We start from the raw sequence: 26392 nt of genomic DNA on the forward strand, positions 1-26392 counted from the left end.
CAGAACCCGGCGGGCCGCCGTCAGCTCGTGAACCGGTCGAGTGTTGCCGAGCGGCGCAGCACGAGCACCTTGAACAGGATCGGCCCGACGAGGCCCGCGATGAAGGTGAAGACGATAAGCCCGACGAAGCCGGCCCCCGTGTAGGGCAGAAATTTCAGATAGACGGCCTTCGCCAAGCCGATGAAGACGGTATTGAAGAGATAGATCGCCAGGGCAAAGCTGCCGATCGCCAGCAGGATACGGTCGCGCGCGACGAGACTGCTGAGCATCAGCCCATGCAAGGCCGGCATCGACAGCAGGCCGACGACGAGCAGCGCATCCCACCCGTTCGGTACGCGCGTCACGATGCCCAGCGCCAGGACAAAGATGGCGGCACTCAGCGGCAGATAACGCCGCATGGCCGGCAGGATCGCATGGCGAAAGCCGGCCGCGAAGCAACCCGCGACGAAGAAGATGAAGAACGCCAGGATCCGGTCGGCGAACAGTACATCGGCCACCGGAAGAGCGTGAAGAACCAGGGCGATGACTGCGATCACCAGGAACGAGCCGCGCGTGAGGCGCCACAGCACGGGAAAGACGACCGAGTAGACGAACAGCACCCACAGGTACCAGATGGAGAAGACCGGACTGGTTTTGGTTGCGAAGACAGCATCGTAGAGCCCCCCGCCGAATCCCCTCGGAGCCTCGTCGACGTACATGACGTGCGAGGCCAGAGTCTTGCCGACGATGGTCAGCACCAGCATGATGCCGAAGGGCATCAGCAGGCGCAGCGATCTCTGGCGGACCAGTCGCCCGTAGGCGGCCCCGATGCGCAGATGGCAACCCGTATAGAAGAAGACGAAACCGCTCAGATACATGAAGAAGGGCATGTGGAACGCATAGATCGCCAGCTTCAGCTGTGCGTACCAGGCCTGCTCGCCCAGGGTCCCGGACTTTACGAGGTGGCCCAGGACCACGAGGGTGATCGCCAGTCCCTTCGCCCGATCGATGTCTAGGAGCCGCTCGCGCTCGGCCGGGGCAGCCCGGAGGCCCGGCGATGCGGTCCCGTCCGCTGAAGCAGGCCCGTGCGCCGGGCTGGTCGTGGCTGCGAACGTATCCATGGTAACGCTATAGACGAGGGGGAACTTTCGCGGAAGCTCTCCGGCGCGGCGTCAATCGACAGCCGTCCGAGATGCCGCTATGGGTTGGCCGACCGGGTCGCCACCCGTGGGGCTGACGCGCATGACGGATAAAACAGGTAGAGCAGATTCGATCGAGGGCTTGGTCGCGATGATTATCGTCGGCTTTCAAATGCTCTCGACGTTTCTGCCGCTTGAGAACTATCTAGCGCCTCAGTACCGGCTTGCAAACGATCCGGTTGTTGTCTCGGCCTTCCCGTCGGCAACCCTCACGCTCGTCATCACCATTGCCTGTCTCGTATTTTTCTCTTTCCGAGATGTCGACAGGATGATGCAAGCGGCACTCAAATCTTGGCCGCTACTGCTCTTCTGTGCCTATGCGTTCGTCAGCGTCACCTGGTCGGCGGAGCCGAGCACGGTCATCAATCGGTGCGCGCGGCTCACGATCATTGTCGTGTATCCCATCTACCTCGTGCAGCGCTTCGCGTACGACGAGTTGCTGAAGCTGCTCACGCGCGCCTTTGCGATCGCGGCGGTGAGCAGCTACGTGGCGGTGGCCTTCTTCCCCGCCTACGGCCTCAGCCTGCTCAACGGCTACACCGACGCATGGCGCGGGGCATCGAGCCACAAGAACTTCCTCGGCGCGACCGCCGCGCTCGGCACCCTGGTGGTGTTCGAATCCTTCCGGCGTCGCGCCTCGAATCGCCTCTTCGCCGCCGTCACGTTCCTCGCGTTGCTGGGCCTCCTGGTCAATGCGCGGTCGGCGACCGGAGCCATCAGCGCGCTGATCTGCCTGGTGATCGCAGCGATCTCGCTGCTGCGCAGTCCTTCGGACAAGGTTCTCGTCACGCTGCTGCTTCTGACCGTGGGGCTTGTCCTGGCTCTGGTCCAGCAATCTACCGACCTCCTCAGTCTCGTCGGCCGCAGCAGCGATCTCACCGGGCGGACGCCCATCTGGCAGGCTGTCTGGTACATCATCCAGCGCCGGCCCATCCTGGGCTACGGCTACGGCTTCTGGAACATCAAGTCGTCCGAGACGCAGATCATCGATGGACTCGTCGGCACGAGCGTCCCTCACTCGCACAACAACTGGCTCGACGTGTGGATCCAGCTCGGTGTGGTCGGCGTCGCGCTTGCCGCCTTCCTGTTCCTGCGGGCGGGCCGGCTCTCGCTGCGGGCGATGAAGCTCGGCTCGGCAACGACGATGCTGCCGAGCCTCCTGATCCTCAACATCTTCATCCGCGGCTTCAGCGAGACCGTCCTGACCGACCCGGGCACGGCCTCGATGTTCTGGCTCGCCTTATCCTTCACCATGCTGACGGACGAGCTGAGTCGGGTCGGCCAGTCAGGGCCGGCCGCCGCGTCCGGCCGGCGCGCGGTCGGCGCAGGCCGACAGGACCGCGTTCGGCGAGCCGGCGGGGTTATGCGCCCCGAGCCGGATCCACCCGCCGCTTCGGTGTCAAGAAGGCTGTAACCGGCCGTTCGACGAAGAGGTGGACGATGATCGAAGCCACGACCGCGGCTGCGACCGTCGCGATGTAGGCCATGTTCGGTCCGACATACGCCTTGAAGGGCCCCGCCATGAGGACCTTCACGGCGATCGACGCGACGGGCTCGTGGATCAGGTACAGCACGTAGGAGGCCGCCCCGAGGAGACCCAGGGTGGCGTCGAGGCGCGGGCGGGGCCGGTTGGGCAGCGCCAGCAGAGCCGTCATCAGCACGGCGTAGCAGGTAAGATAGGCCAGCGTCAGCGGCACCGGACCACCGAGGACGCCGGAGCCGGAGCGCCACTCGCCTACGAAAAGGGCGATCAGGCCCGCGATGGCGACGGTCGACAGGACCGGCAGAACGCGCGTCAGGTGGGGGAAATAGGCGGAGCGGTAGAGCCAAGCCACGCCCAGCCCCAGTGCGAACCCGAAATTGTGCACGCCGAGCAGCTTGTTGATCGGCATGAGATAGTCGGGCTCGACGAGCCGGAAGGCGACCGTGACGAGGCACGCCAATTGCCAGGCGACGAACACCCCCATGCCCAGGGCCGGGCGTAGGATGACGAGACCGAAGAACAGGTAGAAGACGAATTCGTGCTGAAGGGTCCAGGCCGGCGCCAACGTCAGCAGGCCCTCACGCGGGATCAGAAGCAGGTCGAGGATGAACTTGGGCAGTGTGAGAGCTCGATCGGCTCCGTAGACGGGGTGAGTCAGGAACAGCACGCCGAGCGGGACGACGGTGAGGTAGAGCATCGGCAGGATACGGACCGCCCGTTTCCGGAAGAACGTCCCGATGCGATGCGGCTGCCCGATGTCCCGTGCGTGGGCGGTCGCGATGATGAAACCACTCAGGACGAAGAAAAACTCCACCCCGGAATGGCCGCCCTCGAAGATGCGTCCGCCTGTCGTCACCCCGAAATACTTTTCGGTGAAGCCATAGACATGAAACAGACAGACGAGGAGCGCGGCCGCTCCGCGTCCATACTGCAGGCTCATGATCGTACGCGACCCGGAAGCGGCAGGCACCGCGTGCGGATGTCCGGCAACAGAGACCGACGCGGCCTCCCCCAAGATGACGGCCATATCTTCCTCTCAATCGATCTGGGGTCCGACCCACCGGCCGCGCCCGACAGGTGCCACGAAGCCACAGGTGCAGCAAGTTCAAGGCGATCTCGGAGGCGAGGCGTGATCTCCAACTCCAGCAGCCGGGACAAAGCTTGCGGCACATCCTAAGGATCAGCCATGCCCCATCCTGATCGCCCCGCCTCCGAGGCAACCTCCGGCCTGTCTCAGGCTGCAATCCCGCCCGCGATGCCCAATCCGGTCGAGGGGACGGCCGCCGACGCCGCCGGTGCGCCCGCCGGGGCGGGCGGAGGCACCACGGCCCGCGCGGCGATTTTCCGGGGAAGCGCGTTCCTGTTCGGACGCCAGATCATCTCGATCTTCCTCAAGTTCATCGGCGTTCTGCTGATCAGTCGCATCCTGGGACCTGAGCGCTACGGTGCCTACGTGGCGGCCATCGGCGTCTACCAATACGGGTTGAGCCTCGGACAGGCTGGCATCGGCGTCTGCCTTCTGCGCCACGAGAAAGAATTGACGGCGGAGGAGTACGGGACGAGCTACACGCTCCTCGCCGCAACGGCCCTCGCCCTCGTGGTCGTGCTGGAGGGAAGCGGCGCGCTGCTGGCCGGATACGTCAACGTCGAGGGCTTTCGTGACGTCCTGAGCGTTCTCGTGCTCGCGATCCCGCTCCAGGTGCTCTCGATTCCCGCGACCGCGCGCGCCGAGCGGGCGCTCGATTATCGCTCGGTCGCGACCATCGAGCTCTCGGGTCAGCTCGCCTATTATCTGATCGCGGTTCCGCTGGTGCTCGGAGGGAGTGGCGCCGTCTCGCTGGCCGTGGCCTGGGTCGGGCAACAGGGCGTGTCGTTCGTGCTCGCCCACGTGCTGACGCGCGCTTGGCCCGTCTTCCGCTGGCAGCCCGCGGCGGCCCGTCACCTGCTCGGCTACGCCTTCTCGTTCTCGGCGCAGAACTGGATCTGGCAGGCTCGCAGCCTCGTCAATCCGCTGATCGTCGGACCCGCCTTCGGTGCGACCGCGGTGGGCATCGTCGGCATGACGGTCGGCATCGTCGAGATGTTGAGCGTCCTCAAGACGATCGCCTGGCGGCTTTCCGTTGCAGTGCTGCGCTCGGTGACCTCCGACGTCCCGCGTCTTCTGCGAGCCATCACCCAGGGCATGGAGTTACAGACGCTCGCCATTGGCTCGATCCTCCTCGCCTTTGCCTGGTTCGGAAAGTGGATCGTACCGCTCGTCTTCGGCGAGCGCTGGTTGCCGGTGCTCGACATCTATCCTTACCTTGCGCTGTCCTACCTGACGATGGCGCCGTTCAACATGCACACGGCGACGCTGTCGGTTCTGAACCGGAACTGGCCGCTCGCCGGCTATCATGTCGTCCACGTTGCCCTGTTCGCCGGCGTCGCCGCCATCGCCGTCCCGCTCTACGGCCTGCGCGGATACGGCTTCGGCGAGGTGGCGACGCTCCCCGCCTATGCCATCCTACACCTCATCCTCGCCCGTACGGTCGGAACTCCCGATTACCGGCTGACCGCCCTGTGGTGGGGCGCGGCCGCGATCGGACTGTTCTGGCGCGAACTGGGGCCTTGGGCCATTGCCGCGCCCTTCCTCGCCCTGCTCCTGCCCCCCTCGCTCCGACGGCTGCGCAGCCTGGGCGCCCCCCTCTTGGAACGCTTGCAGCGGCGGAGGGCCTGACGCCTCGGAAACGGCGGAGGCGTCTCCGGTTCGGCCTTCGAAAGGCCGGGCTTCCGGCTCGGTGGGCCGCAGGCGCCTCCGAGCAGGGCTCGACACCCGACCCGGGGCTGGATGGTGCGATCGTCCTCGCGGAGTGGCGGGACGCGCCAGGGGCCGAATCCCCTACGATCGCCCCGCGTGCCGTGAGCGCGCGAGCGGTCGCGGGGACGCCCGCGCCTCGTTTCGCGTGACGCGGCGGGCTCGGACCGATCGTGGATGGTGGATCAACGCGGGCGCGTCGCAGTGCGGACAGGGATCGGCCCGGGCAGGGAAACGGCGCCGGCGCGTCGACCCTCCCGCGCGCAACGCGCGGTGCGGACGGCCCCGTCGCCCGAGATGCATCGAGGCTGCCGGCAGCCGTCGGAGCCCCCTCTGCCGGAGGCCCCGATCCCGGACCGCCCATGCAGCGAGGCTTTCGACCTTCGATGCCCGGCCGAGATCCCGGTCGAGCCGCACCGATGCAGAGCAGCGCGGCGTGACCGAAGCGGCGGCCTCAGGCGGCCTCAGGCCTCTCGTGGTAGTAACTGGTGTAGTAGGCGCCCTTATAACCTTCCAGGCGCTGCAGTTGCGCCGGACTGGCCTTGTTCAGGATGACCCCGAGCAGGCGGTCACGCAGGAACTCGGTTCCATCTAGGGCCTCGGCGACAGCCTGGCGTGAGGTCTTGTTCCACTCCACGACCATGACGAAGCAATCGATCATCGAGGAGACGGCGCGGACGTCGACGACGGGCAGGACCGGCGGCAGGTCGATCAGGACATAGTCGAACTGGCGACGCGCCGCCTCGAAGACCGAAGCCATCGCTTCCGACGACAGCAACTCGGCGGTCTGCCACATGCGCTTGTTCAGAACGGCGGGCAGCAGCCGGAAGCCTGTCTCGGAATCGACCTGTGTGACGTCGGCGACGGAGCGGCTTCCGCTGAGGACCTCGATCAGCCCCTCGCGTGCCTCCGGTGCCAGCAGACGCGTCAGCGACGGATTGCGCAGGTCGCCGTCGATCACCAGCACCGTGCGTCCCGAAGCGGCGATGGTCCCGGCCAGGTTCGCGACGACGGTCGTCTTGCCCTCGTTCGGCAATGCCGAGACGATGCCGATCACCCGGCTCTGACGGTTCATCGCGCTGATGTCGGCCGCGACTTTAACCGCGCGCAGGGACTCGGAGAAGCGCGAGAACGGGGCGTCGACCGCCTGTCGCGCCATGGCAGTCCTCAAAAGCCCAGCCGTGGCGGGGATTGGCGCGGCGGGAAGGCGAGCCGCATTGGGCAGGATGCCGAGGCATTCGACCTGCGTCTCGGACTCGACGTCGGCGGCGGTGCGGAAGACGCGGGCACCGAGCTTCTCGCGGCCGAGCGCGGCGGCAAACCCGAGCAGGAGGCCGAGCGCCAGGGCACCCGGCACGATGATGATCGTCTTCGGCGAACTCTTGCGCTTCGGGGGCGTCGCGGCCGAGATTAGGCGCGCATCGGTCACCGGGAAGTTCTGCTGCTGCGTCGCTTCCATGAAGCGCTGCAGGAACGTGTCGTACAGATTTCGGTTGGTCTGGGCCGAACTCGTCAGATCGCGAAGCTTGACTTGGGCTTGGCCGGTCGTGCCCGCACTCGTTACCAGCGAGGCGAGACTGTCCTGCAGCGACTTCTCGCGGGTGCGGGCAATCTCGTACTCGCTCTTGTAGGTCTCGGCGATCCGATTGACCTCGTCGCGGATGGAACGACGGATCTCTGTCATCTGCCGGACGAGGTTTTGCACCGAGGCGTGGGTCGCGCCATAGCGATTCGAAAAGTCCGCCTGGCGGGCGGACAGATCGAGATACTGCGCGCGGAGCCTGGTGATCACGTCATCGCGAAGTGCATCGGTGACGGTCGCGTTCGGAATGTCTTCCTTGCTGAGTTGGTTGATCCGATCCAGACGGGCCTTTGCCTCTGCGGTGGCTGCGCGAGCAGATACGAGCTGGGCGTTGACGTCACCCAATTGCTGTTCGGTCAGCAAGCCACGACCCGTGTCGATGATGTTGTTGTCGGACCGAAACTTCTGGACCTCCGCCTCCGCGACCGTCGCCTGTTCGCGCAGTTCCCGGATACGATCCTGAAGCCATTTGCTCGCGCGCTTGGTCGCTTCGTAGCGACTCTCGAGTTCGGTCGTGGTGTAGGCATCCGCGATGGCGTTCGCGATGGCTGCGGACTTGGCCGCATCGGTCGACGTGTAGCTGATCTCGATCGCGTAGGTCAGTCCGACCCGCTTGATCTGCAGGTTCCGCTCGAACGCCGCGACCGTCGCCTGCTCCTTTTCCGCCGGTGTGGCCGGCTCGTCGGAGCCGAACAGATTGATGATCGACCGGATGAGGCCACCATCCGCGAAGATCGGGTCGTCGACGAGCTTGAGGTCACGGATCACCGCGAGTGCGATGCTGTCGGACTTCAGGATCTCGACCTGGCTCTCGACGCCGGTCGAATCGAACACCTGATCGCCGACCACCTGCTGTTGCGAGGAGAGGAGCTGGTTCTTCCGCGTATCGATCAGCAACGTTGCATAAGCGGTGAACTTGGGCTGTGCGGTCAGCACATAGATGAGGGCAAGCATAACCAGCGGAAGGGTCACCGCCAGGATCGTCGGCCATTGCCGCTGCGCGATCTTGACATAGGTCGCGATCTCAAAGCCACCGCTCGGCATCGTCTGATCGACCGACGCGGGTTGGCTAAGATTGTTTACCCTAAGCATTCTCGACCTCTAGCAAGCATACATCAGGGTCGTACCTGCAAGGGCCTGGCCAAGCGGCAATCCTGATCGAATTTTTTGGTGCGGCGTAACGGTCGCGTCGGAACCGCGCTCATCCCATCCGGGTGTCTATCAAAATCCCGGCTTGGGCGTAAGGGTGGAAGTTCGCAATCGCCAAGACCGGTAAAAATCAGTCACTCTGTTACGGAACGCGAAGCTTGAATTTGCGTCGGCAAACAGAACCGTATCGAGTCAAATCGGCAGGATCACGGCACAGATGAGTCTACGGTGAGTCTACATCGGACGCCGTGGAAGGGCTGGATTGCGCTTCATCGGCGCTTCTGCGAGATTGATCAACGGAATCGTAAACCCAACGATGCAACTTCGCCCGAATTGACGATTTGATGACGTGACCGGTCGAACGTCACGGGCAGACATAGAGTAGCGCGAGATTTCATTGTGTTGCGGTTGATATCTCTAGCCCTTCTCCTGTGCCTCTGTAATTTTGCGCATGCCCAGGGCTCTGGCCAGGGCCAAACTCCGAAGTGCTCCCCGAGCGGCGCGCAGCAATGCGACGACGGCGTGGTAATGTGCCAAAATAAGTACTGCTCGATACTGGGAAACCCCGACAGGCTCGAGTATCGCGCCTGTCGGCAGAACTGCTACTTCAATTATGCGCGCTGTCGGCGGGACAATGGGTGCCAATCTTAGAATCGCACGCTCGCGATGGCCGTGCGCCGGTCTGACATGGGCCAGCCGGCCAGATCCCGGATCGCCACACCGGTGGCCAGGGAGAGATTGGCGCGCCGCGAACGGGGTGGAAGACCCGGCCTCGCAATCCGAGGTCCTCTCTGGGCGCAAGGCCGGTGTGCAACGCACGCAGCCATCCTTATAGAGCTTGCTCGGCGCACATTGCCGGCGGGGCGTCAGCGGACGAGGCCGCCCGCCACGTCCGCCGACGCGGCGCCAGGGGGCTTCGATGGCTCGATGAGGCGTCGCCTCAACATCCGGGTCAGGGGACGCTCGACGAGGACGTGATACAGGCACCCGGCCGCAGTCCCGCCCGCGACGAGCGTGATGAGCACGAGGCCGAGCGGCACGTCCTGGGGCAGACCCCGCAGAAGGACATGGATGAGCGCAGCCAGGACGACCGGGTGGAGCAGGTAGATCGCGTAGGACGCCGACCCGAGGAAAACGAGAACGGAGGGCACGCGAAGGCGTCCCGAACGCTCCAGTTCCACGAGTCCCGCGATCAGAGCCGCCGCAGGCAGGCCGAACGCGAGCCGAAAGGCGAGGGAGATGTCCGGGAACTGATTGCCGAGGGCCATGAAGAGCGCGAAGGCCAGCCCTGCGCCGATCGCAACCAGAGCCGGCCGTGACACCTTTGCCCGGGACAGGAAGATCGCCGTCGCGACCCCGAGCAGGAATTCGAGGTTGTAGGCCGACAGCAGGATGTTGAGCGGAAGCGGAAGGGGCGGGAAGGCCTGCGCCACCAGGATCGCGACGAACCAGATGCGAAACAGCCAGATGCCCCACCGGCCCAAAACGATCGCGAGGCCGAACAGCACGTAGAACATCATCTCGTAGACCAGCGTCCAAGCGACGCCGATAATCAGCGGCTTGGGCCAGGGCACGAGGGCGAGCGATGCGAGGGTGGTGTCGAGTTCGCGGTCGAATCCACGACCGAACCCCGGGCTGAGGTAGAAGGCGATCGTCACCGGGATCAGGATGCCCCAGTAGGGTGGATAGATGCGGATCAACCGGCGCAGGGCATAGCCCTTGAGGCGCGACGGCCGCCCGATGTCGGACCAGTGCATCCAGGCGATGATGAAGCCGCTCAGGACGAAGAAGAAATCGACTCCGACATGAAAGATCTCGAAATGACCATTCAGGAGCATCGTATTGTATAGTCGAGGCTCGGCGATGTTCCGACTGGCGTGATAGACGACGACCAGCAGCGCCGCGATCCCGCGCGCCGCCTCGATCCCCGTAAAGCGCTGACGGGGTCCGCTCGGGCCGCGCGTATCGATGGGCGCCGCAGACGTGTCGATCGCCGATCGGGGCGTCCGAATCTGCGACGCGGCGCCCCCGACGGTTGGCCTTTGGTCCAAGGATTACCACCATCATTGCGTTTCGGGGTCGAGCACGGTGCGGTGCACCATAGCCCGGCGGGACCGTCCGAGAAAGCCACAGGCCGACGCCGTGCGCAGGCCGCGACGCAGCCCGCATGCCTGCTCCCTTGACGTTGCTGATTAGGTGTTCTTGAGAAGGTTGGCTATGGCCTGCAGGCCGTTGCGCCGCGTGCAGGACGATCCACCAGCGCGTCTCGGCTGCAGGACATCGAACCCAGCCCGGTGATGACTGCCGCCTTCGGCGACGACGGCGTGGGCAGCCCTGCACCCCATGTCCAACGCAGCCGGTTCCCCCATCTCCCGCGCCGAGGTCCTTGATGCGCATCTTCCAAGTCTTGCCGCGGCGCATGCGTTTCGAGGCGCGTCACGCGACGTCGGTCGAACTCTGCGTCGCCGACTGGGTCGCGGGCAGCCGGTACCGGTCGGGGACGACCGTGTTCGCCGAGGCCGGGGGTGCGCCGCTCCTCGACGTGTCGATCGAGCGCTTCGCGCCGGCCCGCCGGCTCGCGAGCTACCGAACGGCCTGGGACCTGAGGCAGGCCGTCGCGCGCCTGGGCTGCGACCTGATCGTCTTCCAGCAGCACATCGCGACCGCCGCCCGCATCGCGGCGTTGAACCCCTCGTTGCCGGTCGTGCTCCAGACGCACAACTTCGTCGCGCCGTCGGCAACAGGCCCCGCTGCCGCGGCGCTCGATGCCCTGACGGCGTGGCGTCTGAATCGGCTCGGTGGAATCACCTTCGTCAGCGAAACCACGCGCCGCGATTTCGAGACGCGCTGGCCGCAGGTTCGGGTGCCGCGGGCCGTCGTGAGCAACGGCTTCGACTTTTCAGGTTGGACACCGAAGGTGCCCCGCGCGAAGCAGGTGCTCTTCGTCGGTCGCGCCCAGGAGGATAAGGGGGCCCTGGAGGCCGCCGAGGGTGTTGCCCGATTCGCGGCTCGCTATCCCGAGTGGGGCGCCGTCTTCGTGGTGTCCGAACCCGAGCGCAATCCGACCTACTTCGACGCCGTCAAGGCGGCCCTCGCTCCCATGGGAGCGCGGGCTGAACTCCTGACCGGGGTGCCGTTCAGCCGAATCAAGGCACTTAACGAATCTGTCGCCATCTCCCTCGTGCCCTCCAAGTGGATCGAGCCCTTCGGCCGAACCGCCGTTGAAGCCCATGCCGGTGCGGCGACACTCGTGTCGTCGGGCACGGGTGGCCTGCGCGAAATCAGCGGCGATTGCGCGCTCTATCTCGATGCCGTCACGCCGGAGGCGATCGAGGCGGCCCTCGCGCGTCTCGCGCAGGACCCTTCTCTCGCGGAGGGACTGGCGCGAGAGGGCGCGGCGCGCGCCCGTCTCCTCTGGCGCCTGACGGCGCCGGGCGTGCCGGCAGCGGAGCGGGACGCGACCATCTGCGAGCGGCTCGATGCCTTCTACGACGAGGTCGTGCAGTCCTGGCGTCCGGCGTGAGCCGGCCCCCGTCCCCTCGGACCCTTTGTCGAAACTACGCGGCTCGCCCGATCGCGGAGGGCCCCGCGGCGGCTGCCAGGCGGGCGGACCCCGATGCCTGAACCCTCTGTCTCAGATCGTCGGCTGCGGTCACGGCCGCCTCGCTGACGAAGGCAGACATGTAGGCGAGGGCGACGTCGGGCGGCAGCTTCACGCGGGTCAGACCGTCATGGGACCGGCGGCGGCTCCACATGCGTGCGCGCGCGATCTCCCGAGCGCCATCGGAGGCAACGCCGTAATGAGCACCGAGCTCATCGTAGGTGATCCAGATCTGCGGCATCTTTCAAGTCCAAGCACGAGAGAGACAAAGGACGAAGTCGATCAATGTATCGCCATAGTCCGGGGCAAGGCGTTATCGATTGATGAAACGCACACGCCCCCGACCACGCCCGAATCGGCTTTAGTTAACGGAACCAAAAGCCTACTGCGGTCTCGCGGCTTCCATCGATCCCATCCCCGACGCCCCCGGGTCCTTCGCCTTCGATCGCACGTGCAGCGGCTCGGCCGAGGGGCGGAAGACCAGTTCGAACTATCGACGGAGATCGGAATGAGAGCGTCGCATATTCCATCAAATCATCGCGAAGTGTTGCGCCAACCAGAGTACGCCAAGACACAGTCGGCCAGCCCTACCGAGTCGATCGGACCTAGTTCACCGAAGGCCGACAGGAAGTCGTCGAGGAGCAAGCAGAGAGCCGATCCGAGAAGGCCGACATCGAAACTCCCGGCAGATCGCGTGCGCCCAATCAACGCAGCTTCGACAATCTCGGCAGCGAGGCCCGGACTCGCACACCGCTGGCACAAGGCTTGCCACAGGAAATAATTAACCCTACCAACCAGTCGCACTTCCGCCCGCCCGACCGATACTCCGCCTTATATTCTTCCAAATCGCTCGGTAGGCCCCAAAATCACCGGCTTTACGGTTAATAGTTTTTTACAGGACGTCATAATGGCTGGTGTAGTTGTATCCGCGGAAGATTGGAAAACAAAGTCACCGATCTATTACACGCTGGGTCTCGGCAACCACGACTACACCGTCTACAACGCCGGCAGTGGCTATGGCTTCAATCCGTATGCCAGCTGGGCGGTTCGCGCCGTCGGGCCCGATGCGCTGCGTTTCGAGGTGCGCTCGGGCGACGTGAACTGGTACGATGTGGGTACCGGCAAGGAAAGATCGGAGATCGGCAGTACGGAGCAGGTCACGTACGGTACGCCGATGCATGTCTCCTACAAGTTCCAGCTGGAGCCTGGGGCAAAGATTACGGCTACCTGGATGGTGCTCGGACAGATTCATCACGAATTCCTGACCGACGAGCAAGTATCCCCCCCTCCGTTCGCATTTGATACGTATCGCGACGATCGAATCGGAGCCACGATCCGCTGGAAGGATGCGGACGGCAATATATACGCACAAGAGATCTTCCGCGATTCCACTGGGATCGTTCGTGGACAGACGTATCAATACGATGTCTACGCAAACTTCGACAATGGGCCGAACGGGCGCCTCGTCATCGTTCGCGATGGCGTCGTCATCGCCGACTACAGCGGCCCGCTCGGATTCGCTCCGGCGGGAGAAGGCACCGTCTACTGGAAGGAAGGCCTCTACCGCTATCATGCGTCGGAGACCGTGGCGGTCGTCTACTCGGACCTCGACATCACCTACGGCGACAACGTCCAGATCCCCGCCGTCGGTACGGCGAGCCACGTGCTCGCGGAGGCCCCGACGCTCCAACTGGATCGGAACGAAGGCATCGGGTCAGCCGTGACCGCGACGTTCTCCGGGCATGCGGCCGCCGGGAGCACGGTCGCCATCTTCGACGGCCCCACCTTCCTCACGACCGCGATCGCCGACGAGAACGGGCGTTTCACGGCCGATCTCAAGTTCTCCTCGGGCAGCCATCTGTTCACGGCCGCGGTCGTCGATGGGTCCGGAGTTCTCTCGAAGGTATCGTCCGAAATCCCGCTGGAGGTCGGCACCTCGACCGATGTGGTCGCACGCCTGACCTACCTCGACGCGATGACGAGTCTCGGCGCCATCGAACTGACGGACACCCACACCCTCACGGTGTCGTCGCTCGCCCAGCTCAAGTCGCTGGTCGCCACGAACAGCGATACGCTGGCGCTGATCGAGGGCGGGTATAACTTCGGCTTCTGGTCAGGCGTCACCGGATACCGGACCTTCACGACCTACGACACGACCGGAACCGCCACCGAGGCGTTCACGACCTCGGTCAAGAACGGTGATGTCGCTCAGGTTACGCATAAGATCTACAGCACGACAGCCTACGTGACGATGGAAATCGTTGCCTACCACATCACCGGCCAGCCCTACAGCTGGGCCTACCGGGCCTTCACCGACAGTAACAAGCAGATCACGCTCGAGCAGTACCGCGACGACAATTCGCTCTTCTACGCCAGCTACGCGTATAAGGACGGCAGCTCCGAGACCAGAAACTACGATGACGCCGGGGTCATCGTGACCGACACGTTCGTGGGCGTGGATGGAACGACGACGATCACGTCGTACACGGGCGGCGTGGCGACGGCCCAGCAGGTCGTCCACCCGGACGGGACGACGGTCGACGTGACCGATCCGAACGCTTTCCGCACCCCGGGACCGGGTGCCTCCATGCCGGATGCCGCGCCGGTGGACCCCGTCGAGCAGATGCGCCTGCATCACGGGGACGACTTCTATATCGTCAAAGCCGATAGTGCCCCGATCTACGAGGGCATCGGGGGCGGCAACGACAGTGTCTACACGACGCTTCACGACTACCACCTGGCCGACAACGTCGAGAACCTGATCTACACGGGGACGGGCGACGCACAGATCTGGGGCAACACGGTCGCCAACGTGATCTCGGGCGGAGCCGGCAACGACACGCTCGATGGCGGAGCGGGCGCCGACACACTGTCGGGCGGGCTCGGGGACGACCTCTACGTCGTCGATGATGCGGGCGAGGTGATCGTCGAGGCGGCGGGCGCGGGTTTCGACACCGTGCGCAGCGCGGTCAGCCACACGTTGGCGGACAATGTCGAAGCGCTGGTTCTTGTCGGCTCGGCCCCGCTCCAGGGGACAGGGAATCAGCTCGACAACGTGATCGTCGGCAACAGCGGCGACAACGTTCTGCAAGGTCTCGACGGGAACGACACCCTGACCGGTGGCGGCGGAAACGATCGGATCGATGGCGGTGCGGGCACGGACATAGCCATCTTCTCCGGCCAGCGCGCCGAATACGACATCAGCTACTCGACGGAGACCGAATCCTTCACCATCGCCCACGTGGGCGGTCTCGACGACCATGGCACGGACATCGTCACGAACGTCGAGGTGTTCCGCTTCGAAGACGGCGACACCCTCGCGTCCGATCTCGTCGTCAACGATGCTCCCATCACGGTGAACGACACCCTCACCCTGACTCTGGCGCCCGGGGGCCGTGCCTTGGTCGGGGCGGCCGCGGGCGTGCTGGCCAACGACAGCGACCCGGACGGCGACCGGTTGCTTGCCTTCACGTCGCTCGATCCTCTGACGGAATTCGGGACGCTGCATGGCACCTATGGCGACCTGACGCTGAACGCGGACGGCTCGTACAGCTACGTGCTCACGCGTGCGGATCTGCCCAGCGGCGAGCATCCGACCGATCTCTTCACCTACTCCGTCACGGACGGCCACGGCCACGTCCAGACCGCCTCCCTGACCGTGGAGCTCAATCGCGCCGCCGTCCCGCATGACGTGACTCGGTCGGTCCTGACGGCGCCTGGTCAGTCCCAGAACGGCAGCGTCCTGACGGATTGGGTCGACCCGGATGGGGACACGCTCTCGGTCGTCTCGTTCGGAAACGACTCCTCTGGCGTCGGGCAGGTCCTGCATGGCAGCTTCGGAGACCTCGTCCTGGGCGCGGACGGGCGGTACACCTACACGGTGACTGGCGTTCCCGATGTGGTCGGCAGCCATGCCAGCGATGTGTTCACGTTCACCGTCGGGGACGGCTTGGGCGGGACTGTCGACGCCACACTTTCGATGGAGCTCAACCGGGCTCCTGTCCTCGATCAGACGGGCAGGACGATTTACGCCGCCGCGAACGGGTCCGGCGCGCATGAGACCGGCGCGCCGTTCACCTCGCTGATGTCCGGCTTCGATCTCGACGGCGATGCGCTGACGCTGTCGGGTATCGGTCTTCATGGCAGTCCCGACACCATGGTGGCGGTTTCCGAGAGCCGGACCACGATCGCCGGGCGCTACGGCGCCTTGTCCGTCACCGCCGGTGGTCTGTTCGCCTACACGCCGGACGAGACGGCGATCGCGAGCGTGTCCGGTAAGATCCATGACGTTTTCGACTATCGGGTCGATGATGGACATGGCGGCTCAACGACGGCGACCTTCGACGTGCTCGTGAACCGTGCGCCTGTGGCGAACGCCGATGTCGGCCTCGTCCAGCGGTCGAGCCTTCAAGTCGACGCAGCGGCTGGCGTTCTGGCCAACGACAGCGATGCGGATGGCGACGCGCTCAAGATTGTGGACGTGTCCGGTGCACAAGGAACGGGGACTACCGGTGTCGGCATCGGCGGCGCCTTCGGCACCCTCACCCTCAACGACGACGGGTCCTATTCCTACGTCCGGACGGTGGACGTCCCGATCAATACGGTCGTGCACGACCTCTTCTCGTACACGGTGGCGGATGGCGTCGGCAGCACCCAGACCTCCACGCTCGATCTGACGGTCGCCGGCCCCGTCGTCATCCCGGCGATCTCCGGCCTGTCCAGCGGCAGCGTCATGGAGGACAAGGCCTTCGTCGTGAGTGGAGACCTGGCGATCTCGACCGGGGCTCTCTTCCTCAGCTCGGACGTCCAGACGAATTACGGGACGTTCCACCTCGATGCGGATGGCCACTGGACCTACACGCTCGCCAATGCGACCGACGCGGTGCAGAGCCTCACGGCCAACGACCTTTTCACCGAGACGTTCACGGCGCGCGCGGCCGATGGTTCGGTGAGCCAGGACGTCGCCGTGCTGATCCGGGGCTACAACGACGCCCCCGTCATCACGGGCAACACCATCAGCACGGTCAGTGAGGATCGGATCAAGGTTGCGTCCGGCACACTCGCCGTCACGGATCCGGACACCAACCAGAGCGGCTTCACCGCATCTGGTGTGCTGAGCGGGCAGTATGGCGACTTCTCCATGACGTCGGACGGTGCCTGGACCTACGCGCTTAACAACGCCAGCGAAGCCGTTCAGTCGCTCGGTGCCTCCGATGTCCAGAACGACATCTTCCGGGTGACGACGATCGACGGAACGGCGACGAATATCCGGATCGCGGTGAAGGGCGCCAACGACGCGGCCGTCATCACGGGTTCGATGATCGGGACCGTCAAGGAGGACACGACGCCGACGGCGACCGGCACCCTCTCGGTGGTGGACCGCGACGCCGGACAATCCGTGTTCAAGGCCGGGGCGATCGCAGGGCTTTACGGCTCGGCCACGATCGATGAGACCGGCAACTGGACCTATACGCTCGACAACGCCAGCCAGGCCGTTCAGTCCCTGGGCGCGTCCGATGTCGTGACCGACATCCTGCAGGTGAAGAGCTTCGACGGAACCGCATCGGCGCTGAAGATCCTGGTGCGCGGCACGAACGATGCGGCTGCGATCAGCGGCACGAACACCGGTCTGTTGAAGGAAGACACGGTGCTGACGGCCAGCGGCGACTTGACGATCGCCGATCCGGATGTCGGACAAGCTGCCTTCAGGGCTGGGACGCTGGCGGGGATCTACGGCTCGGCCAACATCGACGCGGGTGGGCACTGGGTTTACACGCTCAACAATGCCAGCGAGGCCGTCCAGTCGCTGGCAGCGGGCGAGCGCGTCTTCGACCGCCTGAGCGTCACCTCGACTGACGGCACGCGTGGTGCGCTCATGATCTCCGTCGTCGGCGTGAACGACGCCCCGGTCGCGAAGTCCGAGAGTCTCGTCGCCTCTGCCGGCACGGCACTCACCGGTGCGGTTCACGCGGTTGACGTGGATCACAACGCTGCGTTCAACTTCAAGCTGGCGAGCGGCCCCCAGCACGGGCAGCTCGCGTTCGGATCCGACGGCGGCTTCAGCTACACGCCCACCGCCGGCTATGTCGGCGCCGACAGCTTCACCTTCATGGCCCGCGATGCGATGGCCCAGGGACCGATCGGAACCCTGTCGATTGACGTGACGGATCCGTCCCACGCCATCCTCAAGCACGACCATCTGTCGGATTACATGCTCGCGTGAATGCCGGGCTCGGCTCTCCGATGAAGCGGACTCGAGCCGCGGCGGAGCGCCTCCCGATCAACCCTGCGGCCGGTTTCATCCTGCGTGAGACCGGCCGTCGGACCTTGGGGCGGAGAGCCGTTCCGCTTGTGGGACGGGCCTCTGCGACGACGCTCCGGCGCGTTCGACGCCACAGGTTGAGCCGGAGCGGCCTCGACGCGCTGCGTTGGCCGGGACCGGTACGATCCAGAACAGCCCGATTCCGCCATCCACCCGGACGGCGATCAATCTGCCCCCGCCAGGGGCATGCGAGGGACGCGCACCGAACCTCGACGTGCGTCAGCGCGCCAGGATTCGACGGAACTCGGCAATGTATCCGGCGGCGCAGTTCGCGACCGAGAACACCTTGCCCCGCGCCGCGAGGATCTCGGGTCTCAGCGGTGCCTCCAAGGTCTCCGCGAGAGCGGTCGCCATGGCAACAGGGTCACCCACAGCGACGAGGCGGCCGAAGCGACCCTTGTCGAGGATCTCCGACGGCCCGAACTCGCAATCGGTGCTGACGACCGGCGTGCCGCAGGACATCGCTTCGGCGAGCACCAACCCGAATCCCTCGTAGCGCGAGGAGAGCGCAAGGACATCGGCGGCGGCCATCGCCGGCAACGGGTCGTCGAGGAAGCCGGGCATCAGCACCTGCGCCCCGATGCCCAGACTGGTGGCCAACTGCTCCAACTCACCCCGCAACGGCCCTTCCCCCAGGAGCACCAGTGCGTCGTCGGGCCTCTGGAGGGTTGCGAAGGCACGCAGCAGGGTCGCGTGATCCTTCTGCGGCACGAAGCGCCCGACCGAGAGGACCACGCGCTGGGCGCGCGGCCACCAGGCGGGCAGCGATGCGGCGGACACCGATCGCTCCGCATTCACCGTTCCGTTGTAGATGACCGAGATCCGTGTCCGGGGCAGGCGCGCGAGCCGCGCCGTCTCGTCGGCGACGCCGCCCGACACGGCGATGATCCCGGCGGCGCGGGGCAGCGCCATTGAATAGAGCCACGGCAGGGCGGCGTTCTTCAAACCGGGTCGGCGGGCCTGATGGGAGAGGGCGTTGTGTTGGCTGACGACGATTTGGGTCGGCGCACGGGCGAGGATCTTCGCCGCGATCGCGGTGACGTTCATGTGCTCCATGGCCGACAGCAGCAGATCGGGCGGCGAGCGGCGCAGATCGGCGACCAAGCGCGGAAGGGCCTTGAGCTGGCGCTCCGCACCGAGCGAGCGCACGGGAATTCCAGCCGGGACCGCGTTCAGAAGTTCGCCCCGACGGCGATCCAAAAGGAACTCGACCGCAAAACCAGCCTGCACGAAGGCGGGGGCGAGGGTCAGGTAGAGCCGTTCGGCACCGCCGCCGCTCAGGTCCGGCAGATAGATGGCCAGCGAAGGCCGGCCCGGGGTTTGCGGCGTCATGGAACGTCCTCGCCTCCTGCGACTCTGTCCGATGGCTGCGCGCCCGTCGGGATCGCACCTCGAAGATCCGCCGATCAGGCTTCGCCGCGTTGCAACCGGTTCTTGTTAAGTGGCAGAGCGGAGATGCGCCAGGGCGTCCGGCGCGGAGTTTACCGGTCGAGGGGCGACGTGCGCAGGGAGCGGATGCGGCGCGGCGCAGGGACGGATCGGCCGCGCGGGCAGATCGCCCTGCTGGGGCCGTCCGCACGCTCTGACGACCCTTTCGCCGAGGCTCTGTACCAGCCCGAAGAGGCCCTTGAGATCGACCGTCTCACTTGATGGGTTGGATCGGCCTCAGCGGGTTAACGATGAGATTTTCCCGAAACACGTTGGTCTCCGGCGCAGCGAGACGCTGGCTACCAAGGAGACGCTTGCTCGATTCTTCGGGCTGCCGGCTCGGCGGCAATCCTGCGGCGGCCGTCGGCATGTAGACCGCGTTGAAGCTCGCAAAGGCGTCGGGCTGTTCGCGCTGACGCAGTTGGTCGAGCATCTGCCGCGCGATATTCGGCTGGCCACTGAAGACGCAGGCGTTGGCCGCCTGGCCCAGCCCACGACCGATCGAGCGCCTCTGGTCCGCGGTCGCAATCTTGAGGTTGTCGAGGACCGGCGTGAGCGCGGAGCCCGGCGCAGCGGTCAGGACCAACGCTGTATGCGAGGTCAACTTGATGCCCGCGTCGGGATATTGCTCCAAGACCCCCTCTGGTCTCTTCAGGAAGCTCTCCACGGTCTGATGCGTCTCGCTGGCCGAGAGCTTCGAGCAGGTTGCAGCGTGCGCGGTGGTGGCAGCCACGAGAGATGCGTTGAAGAGCATCACAGCGAGGGCTAGGCCGGCCGAGAACCCGGAAGGCATGGTCCACCTCATATCCGGCGGGACTGAACTCCCGCGTCAGGTCGCTCTCTAACAGAGTCGAACGCCGCAGGACCATCCCGCATTGTGGCGCGCCTCCCAGGCCCCCGGCCGCGGGACGGATCGCCTCGGAGATCCTTCCCGGCCATCCTCGATCCGGACCCGAACCGCCGATCGCGAACCGACGCTACACGGCCAGGGCCGACGGGGGAGCGGACTCGTGAAACTGACCGTAGGCCCCGACTTGGATGTCGCGGCGCACGATCCGCGCCGGGCTACCGACGACGACGCAACGCGGGGGCACGTCCTTCGTCACCACGCTGCCCGCACCGACGACGCACTCGTCGCCGATCGTAACACCCGGCAGGATGATGCTGCGGCCGCCGATGAAGCAGCGTCGACCGATGCGGGTGTGACTGTACATCCGGCGGGTCCGGTCGTGGGTCAACACGGCCACATCGAAAGCAACGTAGCTCTCTTCCCCGACATGCACGCCCTTCGGGTACGTCAGATCGAAGCGCGTCGAGAGCGAGAACTCGCAAGTGGGGTGCAGATCCATACCCCAGAGACGCGTGTAGTAGACCCGCTTCAGATAAACGAGCACATGCCGCAGTTTTTTGAGCTTGTTCAGAGTGGCCATGCTCTACGCCTAAACCAACTTAGCGGGAGATTTGCCGCGCATCGCGTGGCCGCCGGCCGGCAGGGGCGGTTTCCTGTCGTGTTGCACCGAGTCGTAGAGGTGCGCGAGCGCTGGCAAGACGGCCTCCTGGCTGTAGCCCGCCTGCACCCGGATACGCCCGGCCTTGCCCATCCGCGCGCGAACCGTCCCGTCGATGGCCAGCGCGCGAAGCGCGTGGGCGAGGGCCGTGACGTCGCGAGAGGGGACCACGCGACCTTGAACGCCGTCCTCGACGAGTTCCGGCAAGCCGCCGACATCGGTCGTCACCACGGGGAGGCCGTAGGCCATCGCTTCCAGCACGCTCATCGGAAGTCCTTCGTTGTGCGAAGGAAGGACGTAGATGTCGGCCTCGTCGAGCAGTTGCGCCTTGCGTGCCGGTCCGACCCAGCCCTCGAACGAGACGAGACCCTCGAGTCCCAAAGCGTGAGCGCGCGCCGCGGCAGCCTCGACCTCGCCATTCCCGCCCACGATCAGCCGGAACGGAGGCAGCTCCGCACGCACGAGCGCGAGCGCGTCGAGGAGATCGTAAATTCCCTTGCGGACGCCGACCAAGCCCAGAAACAGCAAGGTGAGCGGTTCGCCCGTGCCGCGGGCCGGCCGGGCCGGCACGGTGACGTAGTTCGGCAGGACGACCGTTTTCGCCGTCGGCGCTATGCCAGCAACGAAGTCGCGCCAACTCTGCGACAGCACGACGACCCGGCTCGCTCGTGCGAGCTGCGCCTCGATCGCCCTTTTCAGCCGCGGCGTCTGACGTTCGTAGAAGCCTTTCATCTCCGAGCCGTGGAGGTGCAGGATCACCGGCACGCCGTAGCGCCGCGCCAGTCCCGCGAAGATCGCCTTCCGCCAGAAGCTGCCCTTCATGGCCGCATGGATGTGGACGAGCGTGACGGGCCGTGTCGCCAGGAGCCATGCGTATCGGGCGAGGCCCTTCAGAAGCAGAAGCTGGCGACCAACAAAGGACCCTTCGGCATAGGAGGCGACGAGATGAACGTCCTGTGCCTCGAGAAAACCGTCGTCGCGATAGCCTTCGACGACCGAGCGCATCCCACCGCGAGCGGTCGGCCAGACCATGACCTTCATCGAATCTCCAGAGCAATTGCGGCTTGCCTGAGCGCGGCCGGTACCCTATCCGACGCTTGTTCGAATGCAAAGGGAAGCCGGGCCGTGACCGCACCGCCGCAGGGTCTCGCCGCGCGTGCGACCGGGCCTGGTCAGGATGACGTCGCCGCGCCCCTCACGGTCGTCACGGTCGGCACCAGCCTGACCTCCCGTGGCGGATGGCAGGAGGCTCTGGAGCGCCAGCTGTCCGTGCGCCTGATGCGGCCGGTCTTCGTGCAGATCGTCGCCCGGGCCGGAGAGACGTCCCTGTGGGGCTGCGCGAATCTCGAGGCGGTCGTCGCGCTGAAGCCGGATGTCGTACTGGTTGAATTTGCCGCCAATGACGCGGCCCTGCAACGCCGCCTGTCGCTCGGCCGCAGTCTCGTCGCCATGCGCACGATCCTCGAGCGGTTGCTGTCGTGCACGCCCCGGCCCCGCGTCGTGGTGATGGCGATGAACCCGGTCTCCGGCCTGCGCGGACTCGTTCGACCACGGTTGACGACCTACATCGCGGCGCATCGCGACCTCGCATGGGCGCTGGGTGCTGAATTCCTCGACCATCGGCCGGCCTGGAATCGCCTTGGCCGAGCCGCCCGCGCGCGCGCCATTCCCGACGGGCTGCACCCGATCCCCGCCGAGGCGGCTGCAATCATGGTTCCGGCCCTGGTCGAACACCTCGGTCGATCGCAGGACACGCCCTGAACGGACGTGGGTCCCCTTGTCGGGGTCGACCTCGAACGCAGGCGACCACGTGACCAAGCCGGTGCGGAGCGCTCGTCAGCCGCGCGACGGACCGCGCATTGGCCGAGCGCTCCGATGCACGAAGCCCCCCGGGGTTCACCGGCAGCCCCGAGACGACGCCCCCGCCATCATCGGCATGGCCGTCGGCGTTCTCCTGCGCCGCCCCGTTCTTTCCAGAAGTGAAGCGTGTGGGCATCGAGGCAAGCGACGCCCACACGGCCGATGAAGCGATCCGATCAGACGATCACCGAACGGTCGCCGCGCCGACGCTGACATCGTAGAACGGCGCGGTCGTGGACCGAACCATGCCGAAGAACTTGTTCACCTCGGTCGACTGAGATGTCGACACGTAGATAATGTCTTTGTTCCGCATGAAGAACGAGCTCGAGAGAAACAATCCGTCAGCCTGCGCGAGATTGACCGTATAGACGGTCGGCACCAGGTCGCTGGCATACCGGGTCGTGTCGACGCCCATCTCGCTGAGGGTCCGGCGCGATTCCATGCGGTAGACGAACACCGCCGTCGGATCGGCCCGCGCGTCGTCGAGGCCGCCGGACTTCGCGATCGCCTCTGCCAGGGTCATGTTGTCGTTGTCGAAGGGGAAGCGGCGATTGTTGATGCCGCCGACCGAGCCGGGCGGCAGGGTGGCGCCCAGCGTCATGAAGATCTTGGGCTCGCGCGAGAGATAGACCGCATCTCCCGCGGCAAGCTGGATGTTCTGCGAAGGATTCTTCACGAGGCTCGTCATCAGGGCCTGCTCGGTGCGACCGCCCCGCTGAACCGTGATCAAGGTTTCGTAGGCCGGACTGCGGGGACCGCCTGCGCGTGCGATCGCGCCGAGCAGCCTCATGCCGCCCGGATCGAGCGAGAAGCGCGTCGCGAGATTGACGTCGCCCAGCACGGAGATGTCGTTGCCGTGACGCTCGACCTGCGTGACGATGACCTGAGGCTCAATGGCCCGCTTGGCGAGAAGCTGGGCGATCTCCTTGCCGACCTGATCGGCCGTCCGGCCGGCGACCCGGATGCTTCCCGCATAGGGCACACTGACCATCCCGCTCGCATCGACCTGCTGGTTCGGCACCTGTACGAAGTTGCCGCTCCGCGACCCAGAATCGCTGGGGATGAACAATCCACCGCTCTGCGCTTCGAAGACCGTAATGGCCAGGACGTCTCCGACCGCGATGCGCCCTTGCGATCCACCGCTGCGGTTCACGAGGGATCGGAAAGCCGGCGTGGCCCCGACGGTGGTGCGATTGGCGATGCTCAGCGAACTCGGGCTCAGGGATACGAGGGCAAAGCTGAGTGCCTCGGGCGCCGGTTCGATGGTGACATCGGCGGAGGAACGTACCGTTGACGCAATGGGGCCGTCCCGCGGCGTGATAGTGCACGCAGCGCTGCAGACGGTGAGAGATGCAGCCGCTAAGCCACGCGCAAGAAAGCCATAGCTTCGCACGGAATATATACCTCGAAAATTGATCTTTGGCCTTCCAATCATTCGCGAAAATGTCCGCCAAAACAAGACGACGAAATTCGTTTTCCCGAAGCTGTTGCATGAAGGCATCGAGTCTCGCAACGAGACAGATCTACCCTGATTCAGCCCTTATCCAATTCTGCATTGTAAGGTAAATATTCTTCATCGGTCTTCGGGGACCGACAGGAACCCCGAGACCCTATCGCCGAAGATGAGGCTTGTACCGGCCTCCGGGCAGCTCGCCGACAACGGCCTCGCTGCCTGCCTGCAGCGGTCTCCGCGGGCAGACAGGCCCGTGAGACCGATTCCTGCGACCGCGGATCTGCTTCCACGTGCATTGGGGCTAGATCAAGTCCGGCGTTCGACTGGGATGTGCAGAACGGCGATCGCCGGCCGCAACCGGATCGGGTGCCGCGGGGGCGCCGAGGCCCGCGGCACGACCGACCGCTTGTCGCCCATCATCGTGCAAGGCCCACGCTAGGTCCGGTCGCAACCTTCCGATGCCGAGCGGCTGCCGGAACCAGGATATGCGGAGCGACCTTGGGTGTGCGATACTGCAGCGCTTCGAAGGTGTGGACCCGGACAATGAACTCAAGATTTCTATCGCTGTGTCTTGCAGGGGCTGCCTCGCTCGGCGTGTCGGGCACGCTGCTCGCTGCAGCGCCGGCTCGGGCGGCGGATGTTGTTGAGCGGATCCGGCTCCCCCTGCGTGGAAGCGTGAGGCCTCCCTGCCGTGAAACCCGGCCGGATCACCTCCTCGAATGCGTCCCGAGCGAAGCAGTCCTGGTCTTGCCGGACGAGCCTGCGGCGAACGCGGTCTACACGCTGCGCCATTCGCATCGGCCGCACTATCCCCAACTCTTCGTCTGGGGGCCGTGAGCGGACGAGAGCGTCCGACAGGCCCGTTGTCCGACGAAGCGCCAAGCGACGAGGGCTGCGGCCAGCTGCGTTTGGCGCGATGAACCTTGGCCGGTCGCTCGCAGCAGAGAACGAAGCGACCGAACGAGGCAAATCAGGGCAGCGTCCGTTCAGGGGAAACACCGTCGATTCGATGGGGCCACAGCGCGACGCGCCTGATTTGCCACGACCGGCCGGACTCAGGACCGCCCCCGTCTGTCCCCTTCGAACGTGCTCGCGTGCCGTACGAACAGGATGCTCGGCAACCCTGCCCGTTGGATGCTCGCGGGCGACCACCCATCGGCTTGGCCGGTCCAGGCGACCGCAACGGTGCGATCACGGCCCACCGGCCGTCAGGAAAGCGCGGCTTCACCATCCCTCGTCGAGGCGCAGCAATCAGGTTGCATCGAGGTGCTCGATCGAGCGGATTGGTGAGAAGGCCGTCGTGACCGTGCCCGCGCCTCTCTGGGGCCGCCCGATCCTGAAGCGCGATGCGCTGGGACTTCGGGGCCCGTTCGCCTGCGAGCATACGCATCATCATCAGGTCGGCATCCCGCCTTCGACGCATGCCATCGATGGAGCGGATCGCTCGATGAGCGGAGCCCAGCGCGGCCCGTTCGACAGGTGCGGCCGATTTGTCCGGGCCGACGAACGATGCTTTTCGAGCCAACCTGAGTCGACACGAATTGAGCGACTGGAAAGACTAACAATTGGTTTTCCGGATAAAATAGCTTCTCTCGATTAGACTCATCGGATGTATGAATCGGACTGTTACGGCTTGCGCATCAAAGTTCAAAGCGCGAGAACACCATGGGTGCCGTTGTCGTCGATCCGAAAGACTGGAAACCCGCGAGCCCGATCTATTATCTGCTCGGACTTGGCAACGACGTCTACAACGTGCTCAACGCCGGCTCCGGCTACACGTACGATTCGTCCGCCAGTTATGCCCTGACGTCACCGGACAACAACACGCTGCGCTTCGAGGTTCGGGCCGGCGATAACAATTGGTACGACAAGTTCACGAGATCCGAGCGTTCGGAAGTCTCGAGTGTCGAGCTGATCAAGCAGGGCGTTCCGGCCGAGATCGCCTACAAGTTCACGCTCGAGCCCGGCGCGGCGAACACCGCCAAGGGCTGGCTCGCCTTCGGCCAGCTGATCCAGGACGCCTCCGACGGCCAG

General features: G+C 65.3%; 16 protein-coding genes and 1 pseudogene. 6 read left to right on the forward strand and 11 right to left on the reverse strand.

Annotated elements, in window-relative coordinates; genetic code table 11:
- Positions 1-20 precede the first annotated feature (20 nt).
- A complete protein-coding gene (locus tag ASF18_RS09230) occupies positions 21-1100 on the reverse strand; it encodes an acyltransferase (protein WP_056350978.1) in 1080 nt (359 codons plus the stop codon).
- Positions 1101-1179: 79 nt separating this feature from the next.
- Between ASF18_RS09230 and ASF18_RS09235 the strand changes: the two genes are divergently transcribed.
- Entirely contained in the window at positions 1180-2592 is a 1413-nt protein-coding gene (locus tag ASF18_RS09235; RefSeq protein WP_082487308.1) for an O-antigen ligase family protein, read from the forward strand.
- Here ASF18_RS09235 and ASF18_RS09240 read toward each other — a convergent pair.
- Complete coding sequence (locus ASF18_RS09240; protein WP_056350982.1) at positions 2540-3601, reverse strand: acyltransferase; 1062 nt, start codon at positions 3599-3601, stop codon at positions 2540-2542. The two genes, ASF18_RS09235 and ASF18_RS09240, sit on opposite strands and share 53 nt — an antisense overlap.
- Positions 3602-3847: 246 nt before the next feature.
- Here ASF18_RS09240 and ASF18_RS09245 point away from each other — a divergent pair, with 246 nt between their 5' ends.
- On the forward strand, positions 3848-5377 hold the full coding sequence (locus tag ASF18_RS09245; protein WP_082487313.1) for an oligosaccharide flippase family protein: 1530 nt from the start codon (positions 3848-3850) through the stop codon (positions 5375-5377).
- Positions 5378-5909: 532 nt separating this feature from the next.
- Here the strand turns inward: ASF18_RS09245 and ASF18_RS09250 are convergent.
- Together ASF18_RS09250 and ASF18_RS09255 are read right to left on the reverse strand one after the other, a co-directional pair.
- Positions 5910-8081, reverse strand: a complete 2172-nt coding sequence (locus tag ASF18_RS09250) for an AAA family ATPase (protein ID WP_056350984.1) — start codon at positions 8079-8081, stop codon at positions 5910-5912.
- 971 nt (positions 8082-9052) lie between these two features.
- The gene (locus ASF18_RS09255) at positions 9053-10237 is read right to left on the reverse strand and encodes an acyltransferase (RefSeq protein ID WP_082487319.1); all 1185 of its coding nucleotides are present in this window, start codon (positions 10235-10237) and stop codon (positions 9053-9055) included.
- 338 nt (positions 10238-10575) lie between these two features.
- On the opposite strand from ASF18_RS09255, the gene ASF18_RS09260 reads away from it, so the two are divergent.
- Complete coding sequence (locus ASF18_RS09260; protein ID WP_056350987.1) at positions 10576-11709, forward strand: glycosyltransferase family 4 protein; 1134 nt, start codon at positions 10576-10578, stop codon at positions 11707-11709.
- A 34-nt stretch (positions 11710-11743) separates the two neighbouring features.
- Here ASF18_RS09260 and ASF18_RS09265 read toward each other — a convergent pair whose 3' ends face one another.
- A complete protein-coding gene (locus tag ASF18_RS09265; RefSeq protein ID WP_056350989.1) occupies positions 11744-12028 on the reverse strand; it encodes a hypothetical protein in 285 nt (94 codons plus the stop codon).
- Positions 12029-12694: 666 nt separating this feature from the next.
- Between ASF18_RS09265 and ASF18_RS09270 the strand changes: the two genes are divergently transcribed.
- Positions 12695-18010, forward strand: coding sequence for a VCBS domain-containing protein (locus ASF18_RS09270; protein WP_056350991.1), 5316 nt, complete (start codon positions 12695-12697; stop codon positions 18008-18010).
- 318 nt (positions 18011-18328) lie between these two features.
- Here the strand turns inward: ASF18_RS09270 and ASF18_RS09275 are convergent, their stop codons facing one another.
- From ASF18_RS09275 to ASF18_RS09295, 4 genes are all read right to left on the reverse strand, one after another.
- Positions 18329-19441, reverse strand: coding sequence for a glycosyltransferase (locus ASF18_RS09275; RefSeq protein WP_056350993.1), 1113 nt, complete (start codon positions 19439-19441; stop codon positions 18329-18331).
- A 310-nt stretch (positions 19442-19751) separates the two neighbouring features.
- On the reverse strand, positions 19752-20330 hold the full coding sequence (locus ASF18_RS09285) for a hypothetical protein (RefSeq protein WP_056350998.1): 579 nt from the start codon (positions 20328-20330) through the stop codon (positions 19752-19754).
- Between the two features lie 184 nt (positions 20331-20514).
- Positions 20515-20967, reverse strand: coding sequence for a DapH/DapD/GlmU-related protein (locus ASF18_RS09290; protein ID WP_056350999.1), 453 nt, complete (start codon positions 20965-20967; stop codon positions 20515-20517).
- A gap of 9 nt (positions 20968-20976) precedes the next feature.
- Positions 20977-22086 carry a glycosyltransferase family 4 protein gene (locus ASF18_RS09295; RefSeq protein WP_056351001.1) on the reverse strand — a complete coding sequence of 370 codons (1110 nt, stop codon included), beginning with the start codon at positions 22084-22086 and terminating at the stop codon, positions 20977-20979.
- A gap of 84 nt (positions 22087-22170) precedes the next feature.
- On the opposite strand from ASF18_RS09295, the gene ASF18_RS09300 reads away from it, so the two are divergent.
- On the forward strand, positions 22171-22806 hold the full coding sequence (locus ASF18_RS09300; RefSeq protein WP_056351003.1) for an SGNH/GDSL hydrolase family protein: 636 nt from the start codon (positions 22171-22173) through the stop codon (positions 22804-22806).
- 283 nt (positions 22807-23089) lie between these two features.
- Here the strand turns inward: ASF18_RS09300 and ASF18_RS09305 are convergent, their stop codons facing one another.
- On the reverse strand, positions 23090-24298 hold the full coding sequence (locus tag ASF18_RS09305) for a polysaccharide biosynthesis/export family protein (protein WP_162239169.1): 1209 nt from the start codon (positions 24296-24298) through the stop codon (positions 23090-23092).
- A gap of 1189 nt (positions 24299-25487) precedes the next feature.
- Positions 25488-25589: pseudogene (locus ASF18_RS24665) on the reverse strand (IS5/IS1182 family transposase); the annotation flags it as partial.
- A gap of 434 nt (positions 25590-26023) precedes the next feature.
- Here ASF18_RS24665 and ASF18_RS09310 point away from each other — a divergent pair.
- On the forward strand, positions 26024-26392 hold a 369-nt coding region (locus tag ASF18_RS09310), incomplete at its 3' end, for a hypothetical protein (RefSeq protein WP_056351007.1).

The sequence above is a fragment of the Methylobacterium sp. Leaf89 genome, from assembly GCF_001422215.1.
Classification (GTDB): domain Bacteria; phylum Pseudomonadota; class Alphaproteobacteria; order Rhizobiales; family Beijerinckiaceae; genus Methylobacterium.

Coding starts and splice junctions, on each gene's coding strand:
- ASF18_RS09230 (WP_056350978.1), bottom strand. CDS start 1,100: ATGGATACGTTCGCAGCCACGACCAGCCCGGCGCACGGGCCTGCTTCA.
- ASF18_RS09235 (WP_082487308.1), top strand. CDS start 1,180: ATGGGTTGGCCGACCGGGTCGCCACCCGTGGGGCTGACGCGCATGACG.
- ASF18_RS09240 (WP_056350982.1), bottom strand. CDS start 3,601: ATGAGCCTGCAGTATGGACGCGGAGCGGCCGCGCTCCTCGTCTGTCTG.
- ASF18_RS09245 (WP_082487313.1), top strand. CDS start 3,848: ATGCCCCATCCTGATCGCCCCGCCTCCGAGGCAACCTCCGGCCTGTCT.
- ASF18_RS09250 (WP_056350984.1), bottom strand. CDS start 8,081: ATGCCGAGCGGTGGCTTTGAGATCGCGACCTATGTCAAGATCGCGCAG.
- ASF18_RS09260 (WP_056350987.1), top strand. CDS start 10,576: ATGCGCATCTTCCAAGTCTTGCCGCGGCGCATGCGTTTCGAGGCGCGT.
- ASF18_RS09265 (WP_056350989.1), bottom strand. CDS start 12,028: ATGCCGCAGATCTGGATCACCTACGATGAGCTCGGTGCTCATTACGGC.
- ASF18_RS09270 (WP_056350991.1), top strand. CDS start 12,695: ATGGCTGGTGTAGTTGTATCCGCGGAAGATTGGAAAACAAAGTCACCG.
- ASF18_RS09275 (WP_056350993.1), bottom strand. CDS start 19,441: ATGACGCCGCAAACCCCGGGCCGGCCTTCGCTGGCCATCTATCTGCCG.
- ASF18_RS09285 (WP_056350998.1), bottom strand. CDS start 20,330: ATGCCTTCCGGGTTCTCGGCCGGCCTAGCCCTCGCTGTGATGCTCTTC.
- ASF18_RS09290 (WP_056350999.1), bottom strand. CDS start 20,967: ATGGCCACTCTGAACAAGCTCAAAAAACTGCGGCATGTGCTCGTTTAT.
- ASF18_RS09295 (WP_056351001.1), bottom strand. CDS start 22,086: ATGAAGGTCATGGTCTGGCCGACCGCTCGCGGTGGGATGCGCTCGGTC.